The sequence below is a fragment of the Paenibacillus sp. JNUCC 34 genome (assembly GCF_058269055.1).
The window spans coordinates 3170725-3196206 of sequence record NZ_CM177770.1; the positions used below are offsets into that span (position 1 = coordinate 3170725).

Here is a 25482-nt window from a genome sequence, read left to right on the forward strand (position 1 = left end):
TGGTTATCATAGGTCAGAGGAGGATCGAGTCTCGTGCAGGTGATTTTATTTCATATTGGTAGTTTTCCCGTTCGATCATACGGGCTCTTCGTAGCCATTGCGATTATTTTATCGGCATTCGTTGCCTATTACTTGGCCAAAGGTACGAAATACCGAAAACATGTCTTTGATCTGCTGTTATATGTAATTATTGGCGCAATTATTGGTGCACGTCTATGGGAAGTGTTATTTTTCCAATCCGCTTACTATTTCAAACATCCATTAGAAATCTTTCAAATTTGGAATGGAGGACTCTCTATTCAAGGTGGTTTGGTAGGTGGATTTGTAACGGGTCTGATCTACACGCGGATTCATAAGTTATCGTTTTGGGAGTTTGCGGACGTATTGGCTCCTGCCATCATTTTAGGGCAAGCCATAGGGAGAATCGCTTGTTTCTTAAATGGGGATGCCTTTGGCGCTCCAACGAATTTAGGTTTTGGTTTGGTCTATCCCGAAGGGACATTGGCTTACGACACATTTGGTTCACAACCGTTGTGGCCGGCTGAACTGTTTGAAATGCAGTTGAACATGATTGTATTTGCGATTCTGATCGGACTGAAAAATGTGAAGTGGCCGAAAGGTTTCATCTTCCTTTCTTATAACATTCTATACAACACAGGGCGATTCTTTTTGGAGTTCTTACGAGGGGACACCCCTGGATATGCACTCCGATGGACAGCTGCTCAGTGGACAAGCATTGCTATTATTGTGATTAGTGTGATCTTCATGGTCTATGGCTTCGTCAATAAGAAGTGGAGAGAGAATCAACTTAAAGAGATGTGATGAAGTTGAACACCATGAAATTCAAAAAGGGAGATTACATCGTAATTGCCGTATTACTGGTGGTCGCAGTGGCGATTCATGGGTTTTACGCTTTTCAAAAGTCACCTGAAGAGATTCCACGTGGTGAGACTTATGCACAGATCAAAGTTAATGGTGAAATCTATCAAACCGTTAAACTCACACAAGAGACGCAAATGATAAAGATTCGCACGAAACGTGGCTATGATCTGCTTCGAGTTCGGGATTTCGGAATCGAAGTTGTGGAGTCTGATTGTCCCGAGAAAATATGTTTTACGTTCGGACATATTACAAAGTCCAATGAAGAAATTATCTGTTTACCTTTGCGGATGCACATCACCATTGTTGGCGGTGAGCCAAGTGATGATGAGTTGGACGCAATAGTATCATAAGTTAGAAATAAAGGAGCTTTCAATTGAAAAAGTCAGTGTATTGGATAGGATTCATTAGTATTGACGGTTATTGTAATTAGAATATAAAAAACCATCAGTGAATGAGATTTGTGGAATCTTCAACAATTTGTGCACATCAAATTAGAAGATTCTCTTGGAGTTTCATTAATAAGTCATAAGTTCTGTATCGCATAATTATGAAGGAGTGTATATGTGATACAATCAAAATAGTTGACCTTTCAATATGAGAAGAAAACGGGAGTGGAATAATGTATGAAAAAGGGTTTGCTCATAGTTTCGGGATTATTACTAAGTCTGGTGGCAGTAGCTTGTAACAACAATAATAGTTCATCGAATGAAGCGGGGACACAGGATATTAAAGAAAAAGTTCATGCGTATAGTGTTGGTACCTTTGAGAATGTAACTGCATCTATTACATCACATGAACTCATTGTGACTGATAATGGTAAAAAGACTTCTTTTGGCCTTCCAGAGGACGAGTTTTTTGTTTCGATTGCACCGTTTATTGAAAACACACATGAATGTGCTATCCACAATTTAACGGGGTGCCAAGGGGAATTAGCAGAGAAAAACTTCGATGTGCTTATTCAGGATGAAGAAGGTACTGTAGTGATGGATGAAACGATTACTTCTTTAGAGAATGGTTTTATTGATCTATGGTTACCGCGAGATCGGACATATCAAGTGAAAATTGAGTATGATGGCAAATCAGTAGAATCTGAAATCGATACTTTTAAAGATGACAATACTTGTATCACAACTATGCAACTAACATAACATTCCATAAAACACTAAAGCCTGATCGTTGGTATTATCCCCTAAAAGTAGACACTCGAAAAAAGCCTTATGTTATCATGAGGAACGAGTGAACTTGGAGGGGATATTTTTATGGCTAAAAAGGGGCAAGTATTTCAATCGTATACAGAGGATTTTAAAGTGAAAGCCGTCAAACTGTATCTTGAGGGCTCATCGAGTTATCGGCAATTATGTTTCAAATGGTACTAAAACAGAGATCCAACATAATAAATGTTCTTAACTGGAAACTATTTTTTAGATTGTGTTAATCTGTCTAATAGTGAACTCAATTTAGAGAGAGGGATGTTACTTGAAAACAAACGTATTATATATTGAGGATAATGAGAAAATAGGCAGTTGGGTAAAAGAAGAATTGGAACAGCGAGGATTTTCAGTTCAGTGGCTGCTTTCTGGTGAAGGAGCGGAAAAAGAAGTAAATCAGCATGAAATAGTTATTTTGGATATCATGTTACCCGGTTTAGACGGATTTACTGTGGGAAAACGATTAAAAAAGGCAGCTCCTGCTGTTCCTATTTTGCTGTTATCTGCTCGAACATCGATAGATGATAAGGTAGATGGTTTACAATTTGCTGATGACTATTTAACGAAACCATTCCATACGGATGAATTAGTTGCAAGATTAGAAGTATTAATCCGTCGAAGTGGTGGAACACATTCCGAACGCATTTCATTAGGAAATCATATTGAAGTAGATCCAGAAGTCAAAATGGTATTTGACAAACGCACAGGAGAAGAAATTATATTGACAGGGAAACAACATCAAATTTTAATGTATTTCTTACGCCACCCTAATCAAGTTTTACCAAAAGAACAAATTTATGAAGCAATTTGGGAAGAAGCTTATATAACTGGTGATAAAACATTAATGGTGCATATCCGTCGACTGCGTCAAAAGTTGGAACGTAATCCAGATTCCCCAGAGATTATTGAAACGTTGAAGGGAATAGGCTATCGGGTGAAACTATGAAACAGACTAGATCATTATTTCGTCGTTTTCTAAAAGGACATTTTCTATTTATCTTTTTTCCTCCAATTGTGCTTATTTTCTTCTTTGCATTCGTTGGGTTTTCTATCAATGGAGATTCTATCAATAGAGAAGATCTGAATACGTTAAATCTATTTTACATTATAGTACTTTTGTTTGGTTTTATTATTGTCGCTTTTGTTGTAATATCTTGGATTTTCTTCTTGAGACTTCGTAAACGTCTCACCCGCTTACAGGAAGTCATGTCATTTTCAGCTAATAACAACTCACTTCCTAAACCAATATCTGTTCAAACGGATCGTATGGATGAAATAGACCAGTTAGGAAGTTCTTTTAATTGGATGATTCAGCAGCTTGAAGACAGCCGCAAGCGAGAATATGAAGAGGAATTATTACGACATCGACTCATTGCGAATTTATCTCACGACTTACGAACGCCACTTACCATTTTGAGAGGGCATATCACCAGATTAAATAAAGAATCAATAAGTTTAGAAGGACAAAACTCATTAACAGAGATGAACCATACGATTACAAGAGTCGGAGATCTAATGGATGATTTACTTTCCTATACATTGCTTACATCAGGGAAACATCCTTTTGAGCCTACATCAACAGATATTGGACGTTTAGTAAGAGCATCTGTTGCTGCGTGGTATCCTGTATTTGAAGAAAAAGAAATTCAACTCGATGTTGATTTACCGTCAGAGGAGACTTTTTATTGGGAGGCAGATCCTAAATGGATGACACGAGTTCTGGATAATTTATTTCAGAATATTCTTCGTCATGCAGCAGAGGGGAAATATGCAAACATTGTGGTTGATGTAGAAAAAGAACAGATCATTGTTGCAGACAGAGGTCCAGGTATGGATAACTCTTCCTATGAGCGTGGGGCGGGGATTGGTTTATCGGCTTCAAATTATATGTTGAAAAAAATGAAGCTGAAAGCTGACTTTACATCAAATGAATATGGCACAAGAGTAGCTATTGGTAGAGCTTAACCTAAAGTTAACCCAGAAGTAAACAGCATGATAACCGAGATGTAACTTTGCTTCTTTATAATTAGAACCATAACAGAAAGGAAGTGTTATGGTTGCTTACAATTAATAACTTAGTCAAACATCGCGGAACTCAAGAAATCTTATCAGGTATCAGTTTTAAAGCTAGACCAGGCAGAGTAACTGGTTTTTTAGGTCCAAATGGGGCAGGTAAAAGTTCTACACTTCGCATCCTGCTTGGATTAGATCGTGCTACCTCAGGGAGTGCACTAATTAATGGAAAGCCATTCGCAGAATTACATAATCCTCTAGCAACAATAGGTGCTGCACTTGATGGATTTGGAGCTCATCGTATGCGAACAGGACGGGCACACTTGCGTTGGATTGCTCGTGCCGCAGGATTGTCTCGCTCACGTGTCGAGGAAGTTCTGGAAATAGCAGGTCTTACTAATGCAGCTGGGAAAAGGGTCGGGAATTATTCCCTTGGCATGGGGAGAAGACTTGGAATGGCAGCTGCACTACTTGGTGATCCAAAAATATTGGTTTTAGATGAACCCGTTAACGGGCTAGACCCACAAGGAATCCGCTTTATTCGGACATTTTTACGTGAACGTGCTGCGTCTGGTAACACGGTGTTGCTATCCAGTCATCTCATGGGAGAGCTTGCAGAGACGGTTGATGATGTGGTGATTATTAATCATGGAAAAATCGTTGCAGATGGAACATTGGAAGAAATAATAGGTAACCATTCTACGCTGGAGGAAGCCTTTTTTGCCCTGACATCTGAACATGCAGGTGATGTTGTATGAGAGCATTCAACGCGGAACTATCTAAATTGTTCTCCCTGCCTGGCATTTGGCTTGCCTTTCTTATTGGAGCATTTGCCCCAGCGGTCATTGCTGCCTTCGACAGTATAGTAGAAAAAGAAGATATTATAGCTGGAGTTAGCACACGGCTATCGGAAATTGGCTATTCGGGATTAAGTTTTGGTGTTCAAGGTGTCATTATTCTTGGTGTGGTTGCTGTCAGCAGTGAGTATTTGACAGAGAGCAGTGAATCTGGTGGAGGGCAACAGATTACAACAAGTTTAACTGTTGTTTCATCCCGGCTTCATTTTTTGCTGGCAAAAGCAGGCGCTGTGACAGTGATCAGCATACTGCTTTGTATGGTTGCTATTATGACAACTGCGTCAGCAACAAATCTAATTCTTGGTGAATATGCCCCTGCATTTGAATGGTCTAGACTGATCGGTGCAGTTTGTTACTGGACATTCACCGCTCTTTTAGCACTTGGGATTACTTTGCTAACTAAGAATGGCATCATCCCGCTTGCTGTGCTCATGATAAATTCATCCGTTGTATCATTTAGTGTCCTGCTTTCTAAGATTACAAAGTTGGCGTTCTACTTACCAGATCGGGCTGGCCTTGAAATGTTTATGTTTACTAGCGACAAATTTCACACTCCGTCCACAGGCAGTTTATTCGATAGATTTCACACCCCGTTCACAGGCGGTTTAGTCATGTTTGCTTGGGTAGCCGTTTTTTTCATTGTTGCAGCTATTGTATTCCATAGGAGGGACGTTGCATCATGAATGTCTCATCTGGTAGAAAGATAACACAAATCCTTGGTGCTGAACTGGATAAATTAGTTACATTACCATTGATATGGCTCACTCTTGTTGGTACATTCATTCTTAATTTAGTTTTAACCGCAGCTTTTACTTCTGTTGGTCTACAAGGGGCAGCAGGAACGCAAAGTATACTGAATATAGGACTTGCTTCTATGGGATATCTTCAAGCAGGGTTCATTATTCTTGGTATCTTAGCTACTTGTTCGGAGTATACTGGTGGACAGATTCGAACTACTTTAACTACGATACCTTGGCGTGGGTTTCAATTATCCACGAAGCATTTGGTATTGGCGATTATAACCATTCCTGTGGCATTTATTATTGCTGCATCAGGTGTACTATATACTTTTATTATGATGAGAGACACAGCAGTAGGGTTTGAAATAGACACCATGATAAAAACATTAGCAGGTGCAGCAGGCTATCTAACATTAACCACACTTCTCAGTGCAGCTATAGGTGCTTTACTGAGACGAACCACTCCTGCCTTAGTAATACTTCTTGGTTATTATTTCATTGTCAGTCCATTGTCGAGAGATTTTCTACCTAATTATTTTCCGAATACGGCAGGATATTATATGTATATGCCGCCTTCCTCTAATGAAATAAATATCCTTACACCAATGCAAGGGACAGGTATTTTAATGTTATGGACACTGATCTTTATTACAGTAGCTATTGTATTTTACCGTAAACGAGATGCCTAACTTTAGGTTTCATCATTAGGGGGAGACGACTTGAAAAAAATTGCAGCATTATTATTGTCCTCATCATTGTTCCTGACCGCGTTGCCTACATCCGTGCTGGCACAAGAAGCCAAACCGAACCTAACACGGGGAGAAGTTGTAGAGTTTTTGCTGAATGCCGCAGATGACTACAATCCGGGCATCAAAAAAGAAGATATTTTGAAAGGTTACGGCAAAGAAGATGCCAAAGAAGATCAGGAAGTTTCCAGAATTGAAGCTTTGATCATGCTCGGCCGCGCGTTTTCGGACCTGCCTGCACCAAAAGGCAATGATTTGCGCGTAGCCAATACCTCCGCATCCTTTACCGACGTGCCGAAATGGGCACAAGATGAAATCGCCAAGCTGATCGCTTCTGGCGTGGTCACCGGTTATCCGGACGGCAAACTTGGCGTTTCTGATCATATCACGAAAGAACAACTGCTTACGCTGACGAACCGGGTCATGGCCCTTGAAGGCTCGAATCCACGCGATGATTATTATGAATACGTCAATAAAAAATGGCTGAACGACTCCAAGATCCCGGCAGGCGAAAAGTCCAACGGCGCGTTTAAAGAGCTGGCAAAAGCCAATGAAGACCGGATTAAAGCAATCATCGATGAACTTGTAAAAAAACAAAACCCAGCAGGCTCTAAAGAGCAAAAAATCGCCGATTTCTACAAATCGGTACTCGATATAGAAAACCGCAACAAGCAAGGAATCAAGCCGATTGCACCTTATTTAACCGCTCTGGACAAGGCTTCCTCCGTCAAGGAATTATTTGCTGCCAGCATAACGATGGAGAACGAAATCTCGAAAGGCGCTTTGTTGTCTTTTGCCGTGCTAGGCGACGCGAAGGACAGTAATGTCAATGCGCTGTATTTCTTTGGCCTTAACACGAGCCTTGACAAAAACAGCTATGTCTCCGACGACGAAAAGACCAAAAAAGTGTACACGAACTATCTAGCCAAATTGTTTGTACTGTCCGGTACCGACGAGAAAACGGCAAAAGCGCAAGCCGAAGATGTGTATGCATTCGAAAAAGAACTCGCTGCATCCACTATGGACCCCCAAGTTCAGGGAAATGTGGAAATTTCCTATAATCCTTACACCAAAGAAAAATTCGTTCAGCTCTTTAAATCGATCGATATGGGCAAATATATGAAAGAATTCCAAGTCGATAAAGCAGACAAAGTGATTGTAACCGACGTTGGATTATTGAATAAAAGCGCGGAAGTATTGAACGAGAAAAACCTGGACAAGCTCAAAGCCTACGCCAAAGCCACTTTGTTGATGAATGCCGGCGGCACTTTATCGGAAGATTTTCTGAAATTGGCAAATGAATTTGAAGCCCAACGGTTTGGAATTGAAGGCGAAAAGACAAATGAAGAAATGGCGGTTATGACCACCCAAGCCGTCATGAGTCAGTATCTCAGCCAGGAATTCGCAGAAAAATATTTCACGAAAGAGGCCAAGAAAGACGTTGAACAAATGGTTAAGCAGTTCATCGAGGTTTATAAAGAACGGATCCAAACGCTGGACTGGCTGTCTGAAGCAACCAAAGCCAAAGCCATCAAAAAGCTAGATAAAATGACGATCAAAATCGGATATCCAGATCAGTGGAATGATTCCTTGAAGGATGTTTCGATTAAAACTTTTGCGGACGGCGGATCGCTGTTTGACAACATGGTGGCAATCAATAAAGAAGCCAAAAAACAAAGGATCGCTTCGCTTGGAAAACCTGTCGATAAGAGCATCTGGATGATGAGCGCCTATGAGGTAAATGCTTATTATAATCCGCTGAATAACGAAATTGTGTTCCCTGCGGGCATTCTGCAAGCTCCATTTTATGATATCAAAGCCAAACATGAAACGAATTTGGGAGCGATCGGCATGGTCATTGCGCATGAAATCAGCCATGCTTTTGATAATTTAGGTTCTGAATTCGATGAAAACGGAAATGCGGTCAACTGGTGGACTCCGGAAGACTTTAAAAAGTTCCAGGAAAAATGCGATCAGGTTATTTCCTACTATGATCATGTTGAAGTGATTCCTGGCGTGTACAATAACGGCAAGCTGACAGTAGGCGAAAATATCGCCGACCTTGGCGGTATGGCCGTATCGCTTCAAGTGCTGTCCAAAATGGAAAACCCGGACTTCAAAGCCTACTTTGAAGGTTATGCAACGATCTGGCGTATGACCATGAGTAAGGAATCGGCTGCGTATCGGTCGACAATCGACCCGCATTCAGCAAACAAAGTACGCGTAAACCGTACAGTTTCCAACTTCCCAGAGTTCTATAAAACATACGAAGTAACCGAAAAGGATGCCATGTACGTCGCTCCTAAAGACCGCGTAAGCATTTGGTAAGCCTGCAATAAATAAGCCTTTTATTTTGCCCCGATTAAGGGACAATGAAATTAACGAAGCTGAAAAAGCTGGCTCCGGAAACCTACCGGCGCCAGCTTTTTTTACTTTGATTGAGACACTTGTAGCGGCTGCGAGCAGCTTTTACTTCTTCTGCTGGTCTACAAGGGGCAGCAGGAACGCAAAGTATACTGAATATAGGACTTGCTTCTATGGGATATCTTCAAGCAGGGTTCATTATTCTTGGTATCTTAGCTACTTGTTCGGAGTATACTGGTGGACAGATTCGAACTACTTTAACTACGATACCTTGACGTGGGTTTCAATTATCCACGAAGCATTTGGCATTGGCAATTATAACCATTCCTGTGGCGTTTATTATTGCTGCATCAGGTGTACTATATACTTTTATTATGATGAGAGACACAGCAGTAGTGATTGAAATAGACACACCGGCGTTAACGGTGCATTCCTTGAGGCACTCATTTGCAACTCGCTATCATTTAGAGAACAATGATGTACCACGTTTGAAGAATCAATTAGGGCATTCATCAATTCAAACTACAAAGATTTATACCCTTTAACTATGTTTCCATGCAATTTCATTAAAACAAGGAAAAAAAGTCGAAAAGGGCGGCAAAGGGTACAAGTTCTTGTCCTTTAACGGTACATATTCTTGTCCTCCGACAAAAATGTCTAATGACACAAAAGTGTCCACATTCCATAAAGCACTAAAGCCTGATCGCTCGGGCTTTTCTTATTTTAATGAGGTAAGATTTGTGTCATGAAAAAATGCACAAATGTGACCCCATTGTAGTTTTTTTGACACAAAAGTGTACCCATTACTGCGGACTCGGAATTTTTGTCATACAGAAATTATGGGCAGTTTCAGAAAAAGTAAAGGAAATTGCTACGTATGGAACAATCAAAGAGACTATCTGAAAAAACCATGAGAATTCCTTTAAGCACATATCGTAAAGCCTCTACTAGCTAGTAAACAAGAATTCCTTACCGCAGAGGAAGCTAAGCAACAATATGGATTAAAGGCTGATCTATCGTATGTAAAAGAATACTCTTGGATCGTTAAGCTAACGGGCAGGCTATTGCAACTATTGGAGGTGAATTAGTTTAATGTGATCTAACAGGTGGACGATAGTAATAACGAAGCTACATGATGGACGATTGAAATTGGAACGGAAAAAAATCTATCTTAAATCTACAGTCAAACTACAGATTACTATGCTATCTTTTTTCAGGAGGGATATTTATGGACATACAAATTCTGCTTGTCGAGGATGACGAGCATATATGTAATACCGTCAAAACCTTTTTATGCGAAGCTGGATATAGAGTAGATGCCTGCATAGAGGGTAACGAAGCGCATAAAAAATTTTATAATAATATTTACCAGCTTGTCATTCTCGACATCATGCTGCCCGGTATGAGCGGCCATAAGCTTTTACGGGAGTTTCGCAAGCTAAATAATACACCTATACTGATGATGACCGCCCTTTCAGACGACGAAAACCAAATCGAGGCGTTTGACGCAGAAGCGGATGATTATGTGACAAAGCCATTCAAGATTCAGCTTCTGTTGAAACGTGTGGAAGCCTTGCTCCGGCGAAGCGGCGCGTTGGCAAAAGAAATCCGCTACAGCAAGCTGAAGCTTCTGCCGGAGGATTTCAAAGCCGTTTACGGCGGCGTGGAACTGCCCTTGACACTCAAAGAATTTGAAATCCTTATGCTATTGGTTCAGAACAGGGGCAGGACGTTATCTCATGAAATCATCTTATCTCGCTTGTGGGGCTATGATTTTGACGGCGACGGCAGCACCGTGCACACCCATATTAAAAACCTGCGGGCGAAGCTGCCTGAGAATATCATCAAGACGGCTCGAGGTGTAGGTTACCGCTTGGAGGAAGAAACGTAATGAAGAGAAGCGGAATATTCATCAAAGTGTTCATTTACACAATCATTTTCTCGACATTGTTGGTCGGCGCGACGGCAGCCCTCTTTTCGTCGCAGATTATGTCCTATTACTCGGGCCTCCAACTCCAAAAAATCAGCAACACATATAAGCAATTAATCGACCAGTCAAAAGGGAATGTCGATATTACTGAGATAGCCAATCAATTTCATGATAGGAACCAGACTTTTCGGTTCTATATTACAGACAAAGGCGGCAACATCGTTTATGTGACTCCTGACGCTGATACATCCAGCAGTTTGGTCGGCATGAACGCCGATAGCGAAACATCTGCGTTCATAGTTTATATTGGCAATGGCTATGTACTCCACGTCTTCGACGACGACGTTTTTTCATTAAAATACGGTAACTTGATTGCGCGTGTGCTTGTTATGTTGTCTGCCATGCTTGCCGTCTGCGTCATAAGCGCGTTTGTCTTTGCCCGGCAGATGACGAAACCAATCAAAACTTTGGCGGATAATACAACTAAGATGGCGAATCTCGAAGATGTCCCGCCCCTGCCGGAGCGTAAAGATGAGCTTGGCATATTAGCCCGCGACGTTCATTCCATGTACGACAGGCTGAAAAAAACCATCTCCCAATTAGAGGACGAAATCCTGCGGGAGCGCGAATTGGAGGAAACACAACGGTATTTTTTCTCTGCGGCTTCCCACGAGTTAAAAACGCCTGTCGCGGCTACAAGCGTCTTGCTGGAGGGAATGCTTGCAAATATAGGCGATTACAAGGACCATCCCAAATACCTGCGCGAATGCATGAAGATGATGGATGCACAGAGCAAAATGATTTCCGATATACTGGAGATCGTCAGTCTGAGCGACGGGAAAATCGTACCCGTTCCTGAAAAACTGGACATCAGGCGTACCGTTGCCGACATGCTGACTGACTTTCATACATTGTCTGAGGCAAACGGTCAGCATATTGTTACGGATATTCCTGACGGGCAGACCTGCCTCGCCGACCCTAAGATGTTGAAAAAGGCGTTTTCAAACGTTATATTGAATGCGGTGCAGAACACGCCGGACGGCGGCGAGATTCGAATATGGAGCGAGTCTGTCGCTGACCAATACCGCCTTTGTGTGTTGAACATGGGAGTGAGGATTGACGATACGGTTCTGCCGAAGCTGTTTGACCCGTTCTACCGCGTGGATAAGGCGCGGAGCCGGAAAAACGAACGAAGTGGCTTGGGACTGGCCATTGTCCGTAAAACGTTGGAATCCATGAACGTTGATTTTGCTTTGGAAAACACTCCGAACGGCGTTCTGTTTTGGATGAGCTTACCAAAGATGTAATCATTCATAGAAAAAAAGGAGCTTTTATGAATAAACGAGAACGAATAGAAAAAGTCTTTTTATATGCTGTTTTCATCTGTTACTTACTTTTGTTACTTAAAATATTTTTCTTATCGAGAGTTTCGATTTCGGAGCTATTTAGTAGCCAAAGGCCTGTAGATAGGTCAATCAATCTCATACCTTTTGATAGCATAAGTGATTACATATCTGGTAGCTCTGCTAATTTAAAAAAATTCGCATTTTCTAATGTGGTTGGCAATATACTTGTTTTCATTCCCCTTGGTGTATATTTGTCATTATTTAAGAACAATAAAATAATCAATCTGTTGTTTATATTTATAATAAGTTTATTTGTTGAAATCACCCAGGGGCTTTTAGGCATTGGAACAGCAGATATTGATGATATTATTTTAAATTGTTTAGGTGGATGGGTTGGTATTTTGGGGTATAAGCTTTTACTATTTCTATTACGAGATGAGAAGAAAGTATATACTGTATCCACAGTACTATCTGTTATCGTAGGATTACCTGTTATATTCTATTATTTATTCATGATAAAAATGAGATTCTGAATATCTTTTTTGTATTGCTTTGATCGACAGGTTTCTTACTGTCGGTCTTTTTTGATTTCTCGCCGCTACAGACAAATTACAGGTTGGCTACAGAGAGAGTACAGATTGTTTTGACATAATAGCAGCTGTGGAACACACAAATACCTGTTTTTATAAAGGAGTCTGCAATATTGAAACGCTTTATTTATATCGTAGGGATTCTTCTGATATTGTGCGTGGCAACATTTTTTTTGATGAGACACACGGACTCGGAACGCAACGAGAATAAACCGATTGACAGAGTTCAACAAAGTGGCGAGTTGCAGACGAGCAAGCCCCTTGAGAGCGAACTGTCTACGAGCAAACCATCAACAAACGCCCCACATACAGGCAAACCATCGGAAGACATTTTGCTTGTAAACGCTGAGAATCCTCTGCAGAAAGATTTTCGCCCCGAAAGTCTTGTTAATCTATACGACCAGAAGAGCAGGCATTTTCAATTGGCGAAAGCTGACATTGAGATTTGCGAAACCGTTTTTGAGGCAATGGACAAGATGTTTGCGGCGGCACAGCAGGACGGTGTTAAGGGCTTCATCATTACCAGCGGATATCGTTCGCGCAAGGAACAAGAAGAGATATTCTCCACTACCACCTTGTCTCTTTCAGTGTTTTTGTGATAGGTACCGTAGTTGCGGCTATTTCTCTTCATATGCACATGCTTATTGCCGGAAGAGCTCTTCAGGGTTTTGGAGCGGGAGCGCTGATCACATGTGTGTATGCCTGTGTAACGTTGCACTACCCGGATGCTCTTCGTACTCAAATCTTGGCAGCATTCTCCTTGGCCTTTGTTCTGCCTTCCTTAATTGGACCTTATATGGCAGGTCTTATTGCCTCCTATGTCTCGTGGCGATTTGTTTTCTGGATTGTATTACCCTTGCTTGTATTGGCCATTAGTCTAACATACCGCACGTTCCGTAATTTGCAGCTCAAACAAGCTTTGACTGATTCAACCCAAACAGCCGATACGAAGATCATCCAGGCAATTCTACTTGCCATTGGAACGGGGCTGTTACTCACAGGGCTCGGAATGATTACCGTTTGGAAAGGAATGGCACTCGCTTTTGGTGGATTAATCGTCATGGTTCCGCTAATGCGCAAACTTCTGCCCCTAGGCACTTTTTCGGTGAAAAAAGGGCTGCCCGCAACGTTGGTTTCCAGAGGGCTGTATGTCGCTTGTTATTTTGCAACGGAGAGTTTCGTAATCCTTGCACTAACCGAAATGAAGGGGTTATCGGCAGACCTTGCTGGCCTGATTGTAGCAGCAGGCTCTCTAAGCTGGTCCGCTGCCGCGTGGTTACAAGCGAGACTCGATGTACGAGATCGCGGTGTTGGCCGCAAGCACAGAGTCATATTGGGAATCGGGATCATGATTTCTGGAACTGTACTTGTGATGCTAGCGCTTTTCATGACAAACAGTGGAGTTACACTCATCTTGGTCTCACAAATGATTACAGGGTTCGGTGTTGGATTAGCCAATCCTACAACTGCAGCCATTGCTTTACAACATGCCGAACAGGGGAAAGAGGGGAAAATGTCCGCCAATCTCCAATTCGTAGATTCCTTCTATGTGGCAGTGAGCATTGGTGTAAGCGGTGCACTGATCGCCTTGGCCGAAACATTGCAGTGGGGCATATCAACGGGAGTTTTGATGGTGTTAGCCCTCCAATTATTATTTGTTTTGTTAAGTTTCTTAGCATCCTTACGAATCACAGAACTCGTTCATCAAGAACATCATCCGATAAGCCATGCGAAGGAGAATCTTCCCATGTAACAGATAACGGATCGTCGTTAAATCCATCACGAAGAACGGGGTGAATTATTACATTGGGAGGTAAAAAAGATGGCACGTGTGTTAGTTGTCATTACACCGGCTGAAGGCCATGTGAATCCGTCATTAGGAATAGTTACTCAGTTGATTGACAATGGCGAGGAAGTTGTCTATGTGTGTACGGAGGAGTACCGTTCCCGAATTGAACAAACCGGAGCTCAGTTACTTGCCTATCCATTTCCGCAAGATGCCTTCTCTCATGATCCGGTTTTGAAACCGCAGGAGTACAAGCATCCTTATCAGTTCATTTATATGATGGTAGGCGGGATCATTCGGAGGATGATCCCCAATGTGCTTCGAGTGATTGAAAATCAAAAATTCGATTATTTGATCTTTGATTCCCTAATGGGCTGGGGAGGGACTATTCTTGCAGAAAAGCTGGGAATTCCTGCGGTGTGTTCAATCGCCTCCTTTGCTTTCGTAGAACCTTTAGGGGCTGGCCAAAGCTCGAATGACAAGGAGTCAGATACTGAGGGACTGTATGAGACCACGATGAAGATAGCTCGTGAGTTAGCCCTAGAGTTTCAAGTGAGGATTCCAGCGCTGGAAGAGATTCCGGCACATGCAGGTCGGTTAAAGCTCGTATATACAAGCCGTTATTTTCAGCCGCAGGCAGAAAAACTGGACGATAGTTTTATTTTCACTGGTCCTTCAATCATACCGCGCCAAGATGCTCCGACCTTCTCGTTCGAGCTGCTTCGTGAACGTTACCCGCAAACCGTGTACATTTCCATGGGCACCATTTTAAATAAAAACTTGGATTTCTATCGGCTTTGTTTTGAAGCATTTGGAGATTTGCCAGTGAATGTTGTTGTATCTTCAGGAAGATACACTTGTATGGAGCCGCTGGCTGATCGGATTCCTAACAATTTTATCGTCAAGCCATACATTGCGCAGCTGGATATACTGCAGTATACGGATGTTTTTATTACACATGCTGGAATGAACAGTACGAGTGAGGCACTTTATAACAACGTCCCTTTGGTGATGATTCCACTAACTTCGGACCAGCCTCTTGTCGCCAATCGGGTGCAGGAGTTGGGAGCAGGTGTCACTTTAAATAAACATACGCTAAGCGCAGAAATTTTGAGCAATCCGCTTTATAAAAAGCAGGCTCACCTCATCGGTGAATCTTTACGGAATTCCGGCGGTTACAAGCGGGCCGCAGAAATGATTATGAATCATTTTGCTAAAGTGTAATCCTCTTTAGAGACACCATTTCTAGACTCCAGTGCCAGAGGTTTTGGAATTACCACACTTTAAAAAAACTATAGTTTAGGTAAATCTTACTCCTATTAAAAACGAAATAACCCTGTACACTAAATAGCACAGGGTTATTGTATTCTGATGAAAAATGCTAGATTAAATATATGGCGAGATGTTAGGATTCGTTGACTGATTCTTTGTAGCCATTTTTTGAACCCTGTAAACGCAGCTTCTTCCTCCGGATAAAATATGTTCAACCTTCTTCTTGCTTGATCTCAGCCATATACCCTTCATTGGTCCGAATCTCCGCCAGTTTCTCCAACCTTTCTCTGGTGACGGAAGTGTCGCCAATGTAATTCAGATACTGTTTTTGCATTTTTTTATTCCGGACAGCCAGCAGTTTATCCATGCCTTCGCTTCCAAAAGCCTCTTTCATCGAGTGGATCAGACTGAGTGATAAATCCGAATATCCGCTTGGAAAAAAGCGATTAGCCACAGGCGTTAATTTCCATAGTTTGGTTGGTCGTCCCATCGGACGAGCCTCTTCTTCGTATGTAACCAACCCTTCTTCTTGCAAGGCATTTAAATGTTGGCGAATCGCCATTCCGTTCAGGGAAAATGATCGGAAAGGACCACAACATCCATACCTGCATGTTCTTTTAGTAAATTTATGATGGCTCTCCGAGTATTCATGGAGGCATCTTTTTTATTTTGATTTTGTCTCAATGCAGACCTCCACTGTAAAACCTTGATAATGACGTGAATGTGTACATTTTAAGTTACGGAATCAGATCATGTATGAACTGACACCCAAAGGGGCTGCGCTTGCTGCTTTCATTCCCGGTCTAATGAACTGGATTACCTATGAACATGAATAGCTTGTAGGGCTAGCTGGGCTTCTATTAATTATGATTTACTAAAATTATGTTATGAAGGGTTACCTACCGAAACAGCATCACGAAAAATAACCGAAATTATCAAAAGCGCAAACATACCTAACGCATTTCTAAGGGTTGGTGTTGAAGAGGGGGGATGCAGTGGATTATCGTACACGTTGATTGTGGATAGGCAGCAAGACAATGAAGATATTATACTGGATCAAGGAGATTTCAGCATACTAGTGCAAGCCGATCATACCGGTTTATTGAAGGACTCGTTATCGATTACGAAGAAAGCGGAATGTTGGGCGGATTTACCATAAATAATCCCAATTCAAAAGCGTCTTATGGATGCGGGGCCAGTTTCAGAATGGCCAATTATCGTGGAGACGTTAAGAAATGCGACTAGAAGCGAGAAGGAGATCCATCCATGATATCATTGCTAGTATCAGATGATTCTTGTCCCGTGCTGAAGACAAGAACTTATATCGTTAGCCGAAATGGACAAGAACTTGTATTCATAGACGATTAGATAATTTACCCCAATACAAGAAGCCAGGGACTGGACAACCGACAACAATATATGCTGTCTAATGAACAATTGTAGGTGTCGGAGGACAAGAACATATACGCTTAAATGACAAATTGGAATTGAACTTTTTATAATTTTCCATGTGGGAATCGAGCATTTTGATAGCATTTTATTAGTTTACTTAACCATTCATCACGATATCCCCAAATTTCACTGTCATACATTAAACCAAAATCGTCCGAAACATAAGCAGCGATTTCTTCATTTTGGGTCATATTATAGAGTTCCAAATATGCTTCTTTACGCACACTTTCTGAAAAATTTTCTTCCCCGTCTAAAGGTTCTTTTTTCTTTTTTAATGCCTCTAATTCGTTCCAAACACGTACCCATTCTTTATCAAATACGGATAAATCCCTCATATCTAACACCTTATCAAAATCCTTATTTGAAAAGTCTATTTTTTTCAACTGCTCTAATAAAGTATCTGCAACCATGACCTTTCTCCCTTCAAAATAAATAAGTTACATATCTGCTCCATAACTTCCGATTTTGTCCTGACCTCGTTCTACCACAAATCCGCTGTTTTTGCTACTCCTAATCGACAAGGCAGCCTAACTCGATAGAAGCGGGCTGCTTTTTTATGGATAAAAGAATTTAAAATAGTTTTTACATAATCTGGGCTCCCCGCAAATAATCCCATGCCAGAATAAGGGGGAATATACTACTCTTTATCATTAGGGAGGAAGATCATGGAAAAAAAGGCTGGAATCGGTGCCAAGTGGCTGAAGTCAGGCATCGCGTTATCGCTGGCGCTAACGCTTCAATTCGGGATAGGAATGGAATTGCCATCCGTTCATGCAGAAGGGCCTAGCGATCCCGCACCTCACATTGCCGCGAAGGTGGTCAATGAGCATGCAGGCAAAAAAGTGCTGTTCGATAATACACACGGACAGACGGCGGGAGCGGCCGATTGGGTCATAGACGGCGGTTTTTCCGACTTTGGACAAGCCTTAGCCGGGGACGGCTTCGATGTAACAGAGCTTCGCAAAGCTTCGCCCATTACGTACAACGACTTAAAAGATTACGAGGTGTTCGTGGTAGCCGAACCGAACATTCCCTTCAAGCAAACGGAGCAGGCAGCGATGAAGCAATACGTAGAGGGAGGCGGAAGTATCTTCTTTATCGGGGACCACTACAATGCTGACCGCAACAAAAACCGTTGGGATGGCTCCGAGTCAATGAACGGCTATCGCCGCGGTGCATGGGAGGATCCGACCAAAGGCATGGGCTCGGATGAAAAAGGCTCTGCTGCCATGCAGGGTGTTTGCAGTTCCGACTGGCTTTCAGACAATTTCGGGGTCCGGTTCCGCTATAATGCCTTGGGAGATATAACGGCTAACGTAATCGTTCCTTCAGACCAGGCGCTTGGCATCACCGCAGGGGTATCCAGGGTAGCAATGCATGCCGGTTCCACGCTGGCCATAACCGATCCCAAGAAAGCCAAGGGAATCGTGTATCTCCCGAAGACTAACGAGGCTTGGGCTAACGCGGTAGATCAAGGGGTCTATAACGGCGGAGGGTTCGAGGAAGGCCCCTATGTGGCGGTCTCCAAGTTAGGGTTGGGCAAAGCAGCATTCATCGGGGATTCTTCCCCTGTTGAAGATGCTACTCCGAAATACCTCAGGGAAGAAACCGGCACGAGAAAAACGACCTATGACGGGTTCAAGGAGCAAGATGATGCGGAACTGCTCCTCAATTTAGTGAACTGGCTGGCGGAGCAAGAGAATTATGGGTCGCTGGATCAAGTTCCAAATTTAGCGCTCGACCAAGCAACAGTCCTTCATTTATTTGAAACCCCGCAAGCATCCACCGAGCCTCAATCCGAGCCGTGGTCACAGCCTGCTGCAGGATACAAATGGTGGGACCCGTCTACATTTAAGCCTGGCTCTTATGGTTCATCTACGGTAAATGCAGTAGTCACCTATAAATTTGTCCATCAAGAGACCCTGCCCAACGCAGTTGACTTTCAAATTCGCGTCGTGGCTGAAAGTCTGCCAGCAAACTCCACCGTTTCGGGGTTTAACGCGGGAATCTATCTTACATCAGGTGGTACTCAAGGCGCCAAGACTCAAAATGCCGACGGTTCCTGGCCGGCAAGCTACGGCTTCGGAACTCCTTTCAGCTTGACCGCAAACAACCAGGGCCGTGCCTACAAAGATTTGACTGTTCGGATCAAACCCGGCACAGCGGGAACAGCAAATCTGCGTTTGAGACAGAACAGCAACAATCTGGTGACAACCTCGGTGAAATTGGCCGACGTACCCGCCGAGCCGCTCCCGGAGGAGGAAAGCGGAACGCCCGCTTTAACCACTATCGCTGAAAGCCGTACCAAGCCGGAAGGAACCGTGGTTACGGTTGAGGGGACGATTACGACCGAACCGGGGATTTTTGGCGGACAATCGTTCTATTTGCAGGATGAGACCGGCGGCATTTATGTATTCCAAAGTGCCAGCGGATTTCACCAAGGAGACACGGTCAAAATAACCGCTCCATTAGCCCTTTACAATACGGAACTGGAGCTTACGAATCCGGATACAATCGAAAAAACCGGGACATCCTCTCTTCCCGCACCGAAACCGGTGGAATCTGTAAATGATACGAACCAAGGCCAACTGATCTCCATAAGCGGGGCAGAAATCCAAAATATCGTCACTGCGGCTCCGACAGGTTCCTTTGAGTTCGACGCCATTAACGGAGGGATCAAGAATCATGTGCGCGTAGACGTCAGAACCGGTATGAAACTGGCCGATTTTCCTTACACTGAAGGACAAATTGTAGATTTGCAAGGGATCTCCGCCTTATTCAAAGGCGCTTTTCAATTGAAGCCCCGAGGAATAAGAGACATCTCACTTTCTTCCGTCGCAGCACCACCCGTAACGACAGCATCCCTGTCCGAGGTGCCGAACGAGCATGGATGGCTAAACCACAATACATCGTTAACATTGACGGCTGTGCCCGGCAAAGGCCAAACCGAGGACAGACTGGTGACGAAATACATTTTCAATGAAGAACAGGAAGCCATTTATACACAGCCGATTCTATTGGAATCTGAAGGAATCAGCGTAATCCGCTATTACTCGGTTGGCCCGAAAGGTGCGAAAGAGGTTGCCAAATCGATCGAAGTGAAGCAGGACAAAACCGCTCCGCAAGCCGCGCTGACCCAGTCGGGCCAACCCGTAGTGGATGCCTTGGAGCAGGATACCTTGAAATTTGAGCTGAGCAGTATGGATGCCGGATCCGGTATCGCCTCGCAGCAGTTATGGATAGACGGGATTGAGATAGAGAACGGCAAACCGATTTCGGCCAAAGACCTTGGGATCGGCAATCATACGGTAAAATTTGAGGTCAAAGATTTAGCAGGCAATATCACACAGAATACCTACACGTTCCAGATCAGCAAAACGTTTGCGACAGGAGTGCCGGGAATGCCAATATTATCGGACGATAACGGCTGGGATACCGGGATTAAGGATGGCAACTACAAAATCACCATGAATATGTGGTGGGGCAATAACGGTACGGAGTTTAGATTGTACGAAAACGAGGATCTCATCCGAACGATTAACCTGCGGGACATTTCTCCATCGGCCCAGACCGTAACCGTTGACATTTCGGAAAAAAAGAACGGATCGTACACTTACGTTGGCGAACTGATAAACTTCCAGGGTATGACCAAATCACAGCCACATGTCGTTGTTGTCTCGGACGCAGCCCCCGGAAAACCGGTCCTCTCGCATGACAATTGGGACGGAGACGGAAACTTCAAAATATCCATGAATATATGGTGGGGAACAAAAGGTTCAGAATATCGGCTTTATGAGAACAACCAATTGATTGACACGCAAACGCTGACAGAATCTGCTTCGAATGCGCAACAGGTGATAACCAACCTGACAGACAAAGCGGCAGGCACCTATGTATATGTGGCGGAACTGGTCAATGCAGCCGGTATAACCAAGAGTGAAACGATCACGGTAAAGGTTAGTTTGTAAAAGTTAGGCGAACAATGTGTTTTGGAATGAAACCGGCGTCGAGCACACTCGGCACCGGTTTTTTTGATCCTCTTTGTAGCCGATAACTTTCTTATTTCACAAAGGTGTTTACATACAATATTGTCTCAGGCTAACGATTTGAATCTCTTTACCAGTCAATAAAAGATTTAGGTATGATAATATAGATCAAAATGGATTAGAAGGAAAGCTGCACGAACCATATTCTTTATAGGTCTGATCTAGACGTCATTGCTCGAAGAGAGGATAAAGACGAAGTGTTATACCAATACAAAGCTAATAGAGAAAATTAATGAGTGTGATGAAAGGGAAAGCTTGATTGGAGAGTTGAAGAAACTAAAAGATCAAACTTTGGTCAAGTAGGTTCTTAGGTCGTACAATACTGATGAATGGGACGAATTGCAGGAACTTATCGATGATGCCAAATCATCCCTAGACCAATTAGATTCAATGATGGTGAGCCTGATTTTCCACTACAGGTATTTCTCACACAACTTTAAACCAGAGCCAACTTTATTCATATTATCTGCAACATAGTAGCTCTAGTAACTACAATGATCGTTTAGATAAACGTAAGATCACCCTGGATGATTCAATTTATAGGAACATTAAGCGAACTCATAGCATTGCTAATTAATGCTGAGCAGTACATTGTAGAACAAAATCAAATATGGCTGAAACACGAGTTTGAAAAGTTAACATAATCAAGTTACAGCAAAAAGTAAAAGCAACATCTTAAGTGATGTTGCTTTTGTGGTTATTATTATCTATTTAGATATCATTATCTCATATAAATCCTTCGAAAGAGTCTTAGAACCATTTATCCCTTTTAAATACTTGAAAGGTCCTTCAATTGACAGTCAATTTTCCGTAAACATTTGATATATTGAGAGTATTATGTTGTGACAAGAAAACAGAATGAGTAACGCAGGGAATTAATGTTATTTACACTTTGCTACGGGGGTACTTATGAAAACTCACTATTATTTAGGTTGGTTTAACAATTTTTTTCCAGAGAATCTGGTCAGGGTGTTACAGGAGGATATAGCTGATAGAAAATCGCTTGCTATGATTAGCTCGAATCCATTTTTATATGAAGATGATGGTGCTACAGAACGCTCGTGGCTTGACCAGGCCGGCATCATGTTTGATGAATATCATTTAATTAACTATCGCGTACAGAAGGAAGATGCCCAAACGTTAATTCAAAATGCTTCAGTCATTTTCTTGTTGGGTGGAAATACTATTAAACAAAATGAGTTTTTGATGGAATATGAATTGTCGGATTTGATTAAAAAAAGCAGAGCCATTGTGATGGGAGCAAGCGCTGGTGCGATCAACATGTCCGCTAAATGGTTATGCTCGAAAAACTTTGGCTATAAAGTTGAAATAAGCTCTGTTTACGACGGAATCGGCCTTGACGATTTTTCCGTCCTGTCTCATTTTGATCTTGAAAATAACATTGCGTTGGTTCAAGGCGAACTGTCTCCCTTATCGGAGGAAATGAATATTTATGTGTCGAACAAAGATTGCGCTGTACGTGTAAAGGGAGACAAAATCGACATTTTAGGCAATGTATATTTAATTTCCCACTCAAAGATTCAGAAATTGGATGAGACTCTCTAGTTGTGGTGAATGGTTATGGCTTAACTGAATTAATTTCTTTACGCAAAGCTTCTATTTTAAACCAACAATTGTGGAGCAACAAAAAAATAATCAAACTTTTTTATAAAAAAATGAGTCAACTGAAAATATTAAGAGCGTGTTTTGATCAATCTTTTTCCAAAACACGCTCTTTTCTTTGATCATTTATCAAGGTTATTAGTATCAATTGTCGGATGACAAAAACATTGTAACATTAGAAGCCGCTGATTATGCGGCTTTGGTTCAATACTTACGTTTGAAACGTATTACAAGTTAATCGAGAACGGTGTTCATAAACCGCAGCATATTTTTTTTAGCGGACGTAACGCACCGCAAAATATGCATAACCAAACTTCAATTCATCGATTGCCAGACGAGCAATTTTTGCATGCGGTTATGAGTTATGGGGGCAATACGCATGAAATAATTGAAAATCAAGAGTTGCTTGATTTATTCTTACCGATATTGCGCGCTGATTTTAAGATATCAGAAACATATTGTCACCAAGAGAAAAAAGATAAGATCGCTTGTGATATTACAATCATTAATGGTCGCAACGACCACAGTGCTATAATGTATGACATGTGCGAGTGGAGATATTATGCAGGTGGGGCAGCGACTTTTCATACGGTAGATGGTGGACACTTTTTTATTACAGAGAATTATGGACCTGTTGTGGATATTATCAAGCAAACATTGACAATATCGGATAAAATTCTAGAAAGGCAATGATAGATCGTTTTATTGTGAACTAATCTTCATTTATCTTAATTGGAAAAGAGGTTTTGAATCAATGAATAGCAATATAATTTGGGGGATAGTATTATTAGCGCTGAGTTTGTTTCTTAAGCCATTATTGGCGATTGTGGGGCTGAATGAAAGGTTGTTCGGATTGCACTGGCAAGGTGAAACTGTGTTTTCATTGAGTCCATTCTTAGTTCGGATTATTCTAGCAGTAATTGGGATTATCATGCTTATCATCGGCGGTATGCAAGTTGCAAAGCAGAAAAATAAATAGTTGAAAGGATAGAGAGCACAACAATTGATCTTGTTACAATATTGAACATTTATAACCAAGGTATTGAAGAGAAGACCGCAAAAAATTATTACAATCCCCAAACGGGGATTTTTTAATGTTCGTAGAACAAAAGGAGCCTACGAAATGTGACACATCTTTAGAAAAGAAAATTATTGTCTAATGACACAAATGTGACCCCATTGTGGTTTTATGACACAAAAGTGTACCCATTACTGCGGACTCGGAATACACTCATACAGGAATTATTGGCATTTTTAGAAAAAGTAAAGGAAATTGCTACGTATGGAACAATCAAAAAGACTAACTAAAAGAACCATAAGAATTCCTTTAAGTACACTAACAACGAGATCTTGTAGGTCTTGCAAACAAGCTACTATGACGCAGATAAATGAGGCATCCCCCGCGCTAAGATCGGAAATGAACTTTAGAGAATTGTTGAACCTAAATATCGTAAAGCCTCTACTAGCTAATAAACAAAAATTCCTTACCACAGAGGAAGCTAAGCAACAATATGGATTAAAGGCTGATCTATCGTATGTAAAAGAATACTCTTGGATCGTTAAGCTAACGGGCAGAATTGCTCAATAAATCAGAGCTTGTGAAGGTAAATGGAACTGATCTATAGGTCTTCATCCAAGCGTTTCCCCCCTGGAGTTCATAAAATGATATATACGAATGGAGGGGGGAGCTTTGAACAAACCTAGCGTCTCGATCATTGCCTGCACGAATCGTCCTGAGTTTTTCACAAACATCTTGAACAACTACCGCAATCAGCGCTATCTGTATAAAGAGTTAATCATCATCGTCAACAAGGATGCAGTCGATATCCGACCGCTTCGCCAACAAGCGCGTTCACTTCCGAACGTATCGGTTTATCAGGTCCCCGAGCGAATCTCGTTAGGCCAATGCCTGAATTGCGGCATCGCAAGAGCCAGGCACACGTTGATTGCCAAGTTTGATCACGACGATTATTACGCTCCGAACTATCTGAAGGAGCAGGTCAAGGCTCTCATTCTTACACGTAGCTCCGTTGTCGGTAAACACTCCTGTCTGGTCTACCTCGCCGCCAGCAAGAAATTGGTTATCCGGTCTCCGAAGGAGAGACATAAATTTGTGAATTTTGTTCAGGGGGGAACTATCTTATTCCGGAGCAACGTACTGAAGGATGTGCGGTTTGCCGATATCTCCCTTGGGGAAGACGTGCGGTTTTTAAGAAGTTGTGGCAAGAAAGGGCACAAGATATACTCCACTTCCCCATATAACTACGTTTACATTCGCAGAAAGAATAAAAATACTCATACCTGGAAGGTAAACGACCGATTTTACTTGAGAGGAAGCCAGTCGGTCGCGGTGACCGAGCATTATCGCTCCTTCGCTAATCGGAAAGCATAACGCTAAAGGACCAAAAAAGGCCCTGTATGCCATTTGATCGAAGATTTTTGATAGAAAAGAGAAAGTGGCAAATCAGGTGTCGGGTGACAAGAACATATATCGTTTACCGAACTTGGACAAGAACATGGTCCGATTAACGATTAGATAAATATCTAATTGGATTTACAACTATTTCATTAAGCTAACAGGCAATTAGTTCAATAAGTTATAAATTGAATGTTTAAAGTTATAGAGC

The 25482-nt window shown here is 42.1% G+C and carries 23 protein-coding genes and 1 pseudogene; 22 read left to right on the forward strand and 2 right to left on the reverse strand.

What is annotated here, in order from left to right:
• The first annotated feature begins 33 nt into the window (after nucleotides 1–33).
• The 16 genes and pseudogenes from lgt to AC2TF5_RS14885 all read left to right on the forward strand — a co-directional run bounded on the left by lgt (nucleotide 34) and on the right by AC2TF5_RS14885 (nucleotide 15686).
• On the forward strand, nucleotides 34–822 hold the full coding sequence (gene lgt, locus AC2TF5_RS14810; RefSeq protein WP_491297828.1) for a prolipoprotein diacylglyceryl transferase: 789 nt from the start codon (nucleotides 34–36) through the stop codon (nucleotides 820–822).
• A 14-nt stretch (nucleotides 823–836) separates the two neighbouring features.
• On the forward strand, nucleotides 837–1232 hold the full coding sequence (locus AC2TF5_RS14815; RefSeq protein WP_491297829.1) for a NusG domain II-containing protein: 396 nt from the start codon (nucleotides 837–839) through the stop codon (nucleotides 1230–1232).
• A gap of 273 nt (nucleotides 1233–1505) precedes the next feature.
• Nucleotides 1506–2030, forward strand: coding sequence for a CueP family metal-binding protein (locus AC2TF5_RS14820; protein ID WP_491297830.1), 525 nt, complete (start codon nucleotides 1506–1508; stop codon nucleotides 2028–2030).
• A 328-nt stretch (nucleotides 2031–2358) separates the two neighbouring features.
• Nucleotides 2359–3036 carry a response regulator transcription factor gene (locus AC2TF5_RS14825; RefSeq protein ID WP_491297832.1) on the forward strand — a complete coding sequence of 226 codons (678 nt, stop codon included), beginning with the start codon at nucleotides 2359–2361 and terminating at the stop codon, nucleotides 3034–3036.
• Nucleotides 3033–4055: a sensor histidine kinase gene (locus AC2TF5_RS14830; protein WP_491297834.1), complete on the forward strand. Its 1023-nt coding sequence runs from the start codon at nucleotides 3033–3035 to the stop codon at nucleotides 4053–4055. Before AC2TF5_RS14825 ends, AC2TF5_RS14830 begins: the two co-directional genes overlap by 4 nt.
• Before the next feature lie 83 nt (nucleotides 4056–4138).
• Entirely contained in the window at nucleotides 4139–4861 is a 723-nt protein-coding gene (locus tag AC2TF5_RS14835) for an ABC transporter ATP-binding protein (RefSeq protein ID WP_491297835.1), read from the forward strand.
• Complete coding sequence (locus AC2TF5_RS14840; protein ID WP_491297836.1) at nucleotides 4858–5643, forward strand: ABC transporter permease; 786 nt, start codon at nucleotides 4858–4860, stop codon at nucleotides 5641–5643. The genes AC2TF5_RS14835 and AC2TF5_RS14840 overlap by 4 nt, the downstream gene beginning before the upstream one ends.
• A complete protein-coding gene (locus AC2TF5_RS14845) occupies nucleotides 5640–6389 on the forward strand; it encodes an ABC transporter permease (RefSeq protein ID WP_491297837.1) in 750 nt (249 codons plus the stop codon). The genes AC2TF5_RS14840 and AC2TF5_RS14845 overlap by 4 nt, the downstream gene beginning before the upstream one ends.
• 30 nt (nucleotides 6390–6419) lie before the next feature.
• The gene (locus tag AC2TF5_RS14850; protein ID WP_491297838.1) at nucleotides 6420–8774 is read left to right on the forward strand and encodes a M13-type metalloendopeptidase; all 2355 of its coding nucleotides are present in this window, start codon (nucleotides 6420–6422) and stop codon (nucleotides 8772–8774) included.
• A gap of 449 nt (nucleotides 8775–9223) precedes the next feature.
• Nucleotides 9224–9355, forward strand: a pseudogene (locus AC2TF5_RS14855) (tyrosine-type recombinase/integrase); the annotation flags it as partial.
• Between the two features lie 683 nt (nucleotides 9356–10038).
• Nucleotides 10039–10701: a response regulator transcription factor gene (locus AC2TF5_RS14860; RefSeq protein WP_491297839.1), complete on the forward strand. Its 663-nt coding sequence runs from the start codon at nucleotides 10039–10041 to the stop codon at nucleotides 10699–10701.
• Nucleotides 10701–12047, forward strand: coding sequence for a HAMP domain-containing sensor histidine kinase (locus tag AC2TF5_RS14865; RefSeq protein WP_491297840.1), 1347 nt, complete (start codon nucleotides 10701–10703; stop codon nucleotides 12045–12047). Before AC2TF5_RS14860 ends, AC2TF5_RS14865 begins: the two co-directional genes overlap by 1 nt.
• Nucleotides 12048–12073: 26 nt before the next feature.
• Nucleotides 12074–12619, forward strand: coding sequence for a VanZ family protein (locus AC2TF5_RS14870; protein ID WP_491297841.1), 546 nt, complete (start codon nucleotides 12074–12076; stop codon nucleotides 12617–12619).
• Between the two features lie 170 nt (nucleotides 12620–12789).
• A complete protein-coding gene (locus AC2TF5_RS14875) occupies nucleotides 12790–13275 on the forward strand; it encodes a D-alanyl-D-alanine carboxypeptidase family protein (RefSeq protein ID WP_491297842.1) in 486 nt (161 codons plus the stop codon).
• Nucleotides 13272–14429: an MFS transporter gene (locus AC2TF5_RS14880; RefSeq protein ID WP_491297843.1), complete on the forward strand. Its 1158-nt coding sequence runs from the start codon at nucleotides 13272–13274 to the stop codon at nucleotides 14427–14429. The genes AC2TF5_RS14875 and AC2TF5_RS14880 overlap by 4 nt, the downstream gene beginning before the upstream one ends.
• A gap of 69 nt (nucleotides 14430–14498) precedes the next feature.
• Nucleotides 14499–15686 carry a macrolide family glycosyltransferase gene (locus AC2TF5_RS14885; RefSeq protein WP_491297844.1) on the forward strand — a complete coding sequence of 396 codons (1188 nt, stop codon included), beginning with the start codon at nucleotides 14499–14501 and terminating at the stop codon, nucleotides 15684–15686.
• A 259-nt stretch (nucleotides 15687–15945) separates the two neighbouring features.
• Here AC2TF5_RS14885 and AC2TF5_RS14890 read toward each other — a convergent pair whose 3' ends face one another.
• Nucleotides 15946–16224 carry a helix-turn-helix transcriptional regulator gene (locus AC2TF5_RS14890; RefSeq protein WP_491297845.1) on the reverse strand — a complete coding sequence of 93 codons (279 nt, stop codon included), beginning with the start codon at nucleotides 16222–16224 and terminating at the stop codon, nucleotides 15946–15948.
• A gap of 459 nt (nucleotides 16225–16683) precedes the next feature.
• Here AC2TF5_RS14890 and AC2TF5_RS14895 point away from each other — a divergent pair, with 459 nt between their 5' ends.
• Nucleotides 16684–16893, forward strand: coding sequence for a HesB/IscA family protein (locus AC2TF5_RS14895; RefSeq protein WP_491302897.1), 210 nt, complete (start codon nucleotides 16684–16686; stop codon nucleotides 16891–16893).
• Nucleotides 16894–17230: 337 nt separating this feature from the next.
• On the opposite strand, the gene AC2TF5_RS14900 is transcribed toward AC2TF5_RS14895, so the two are convergent.
• Nucleotides 17231–17596: an immunity protein PIM1 family protein gene (locus AC2TF5_RS14900; protein ID WP_491297846.1), complete on the reverse strand. Its 366-nt coding sequence runs from the start codon at nucleotides 17594–17596 to the stop codon at nucleotides 17231–17233.
• A 255-nt stretch (nucleotides 17597–17851) separates the two neighbouring features.
• On the opposite strand from AC2TF5_RS14900, the gene AC2TF5_RS14905 reads away from it, so the two are divergent.
• The 5 genes from AC2TF5_RS14905 to AC2TF5_RS14925 all read left to right on the forward strand — a co-directional run bounded on the left by AC2TF5_RS14905 (nucleotide 17852) and on the right by AC2TF5_RS14925 (nucleotide 25247).
• The gene (locus AC2TF5_RS14905; RefSeq protein ID WP_491297847.1) at nucleotides 17852–21154 is read left to right on the forward strand and encodes an endonuclease; all 3303 of its coding nucleotides are present in this window, start codon (nucleotides 17852–17854) and stop codon (nucleotides 21152–21154) included.
• Nucleotides 21155–22141: 987 nt separating this feature from the next.
• Nucleotides 22142–22798: a Type 1 glutamine amidotransferase-like domain-containing protein gene (locus AC2TF5_RS14910; RefSeq protein WP_491297848.1), complete on the forward strand. Its 657-nt coding sequence runs from the start codon at nucleotides 22142–22144 to the stop codon at nucleotides 22796–22798.
• A 294-nt stretch (nucleotides 22799–23092) separates the two neighbouring features.
• Entirely contained in the window at nucleotides 23093–23548 is a 456-nt protein-coding gene (locus AC2TF5_RS14915; protein WP_491302898.1) for a thioesterase II family protein, read from the forward strand.
• A gap of 61 nt (nucleotides 23549–23609) precedes the next feature.
• Nucleotides 23610–23834: a hypothetical protein gene (locus AC2TF5_RS14920; RefSeq protein WP_044876916.1), complete on the forward strand. Its 225-nt coding sequence runs from the start codon at nucleotides 23610–23612 to the stop codon at nucleotides 23832–23834.
• A gap of 711 nt (nucleotides 23835–24545) precedes the next feature.
• On the forward strand, nucleotides 24546–25247 hold the full coding sequence (locus AC2TF5_RS14925) for a glycosyltransferase family 2 protein (RefSeq protein ID WP_491297849.1): 702 nt from the start codon (nucleotides 24546–24548) through the stop codon (nucleotides 25245–25247).
• Nucleotides 25248–25482 lie beyond the last annotated feature (235 nt).

Excerpts from the sequence above, each read along its gene's own strand:
- AC2TF5_RS14815 (WP_491297829.1), top strand. The coding sequence starts at position 837 with ATGAAATTCAAAAAGGGAGATTACATCGTAATTGCCGTATTACTGGTG.
- AC2TF5_RS14820 (WP_491297830.1), top strand. The coding sequence starts at position 1,506 with ATGAAAAAGGGTTTGCTCATAGTTTCGGGATTATTACTAAGTCTGGTG.
- AC2TF5_RS14830 (WP_491297834.1), top strand. The coding sequence starts at position 3,033 with ATGAAACAGACTAGATCATTATTTCGTCGTTTTCTAAAAGGACATTTT.
- AC2TF5_RS14840 (WP_491297836.1), top strand. The coding sequence starts at position 4,858 with ATGAGAGCATTCAACGCGGAACTATCTAAATTGTTCTCCCTGCCTGGC.
- AC2TF5_RS14845 (WP_491297837.1), top strand. The coding sequence starts at position 5,640 with ATGAATGTCTCATCTGGTAGAAAGATAACACAAATCCTTGGTGCTGAA.
- AC2TF5_RS14860 (WP_491297839.1), top strand. The coding sequence starts at position 10,039 with ATGGACATACAAATTCTGCTTGTCGAGGATGACGAGCATATATGTAAT.
- AC2TF5_RS14865 (WP_491297840.1), top strand. The coding sequence starts at position 10,701 with ATGAAGAGAAGCGGAATATTCATCAAAGTGTTCATTTACACAATCATT.
- AC2TF5_RS14870 (WP_491297841.1), top strand. The coding sequence starts at position 12,074 with ATGAATAAACGAGAACGAATAGAAAAAGTCTTTTTATATGCTGTTTTC.
- AC2TF5_RS14885 (WP_491297844.1), top strand. The coding sequence starts at position 14,499 with ATGGCACGTGTGTTAGTTGTCATTACACCGGCTGAAGGCCATGTGAAT.
- AC2TF5_RS14890 (WP_491297845.1), bottom strand. The coding sequence starts at position 16,224 with ATGGGACGACCAACCAAACTATGGAAATTAACGCCTGTGGCTAATCGC.
- AC2TF5_RS14900 (WP_491297846.1), bottom strand. The coding sequence starts at position 17,596 with ATGGTTGCAGATACTTTATTAGAGCAGTTGAAAAAAATAGACTTTTCA.
- AC2TF5_RS14905 (WP_491297847.1), top strand. The coding sequence starts at position 17,852 with ATGGAAAAAAAGGCTGGAATCGGTGCCAAGTGGCTGAAGTCAGGCATC.
- AC2TF5_RS14910 (WP_491297848.1), top strand. The coding sequence starts at position 22,142 with ATGAAAACTCACTATTATTTAGGTTGGTTTAACAATTTTTTTCCAGAG.
- AC2TF5_RS14920 (WP_044876916.1), top strand. The coding sequence starts at position 23,610 with ATGAATAGCAATATAATTTGGGGGATAGTATTATTAGCGCTGAGTTTG.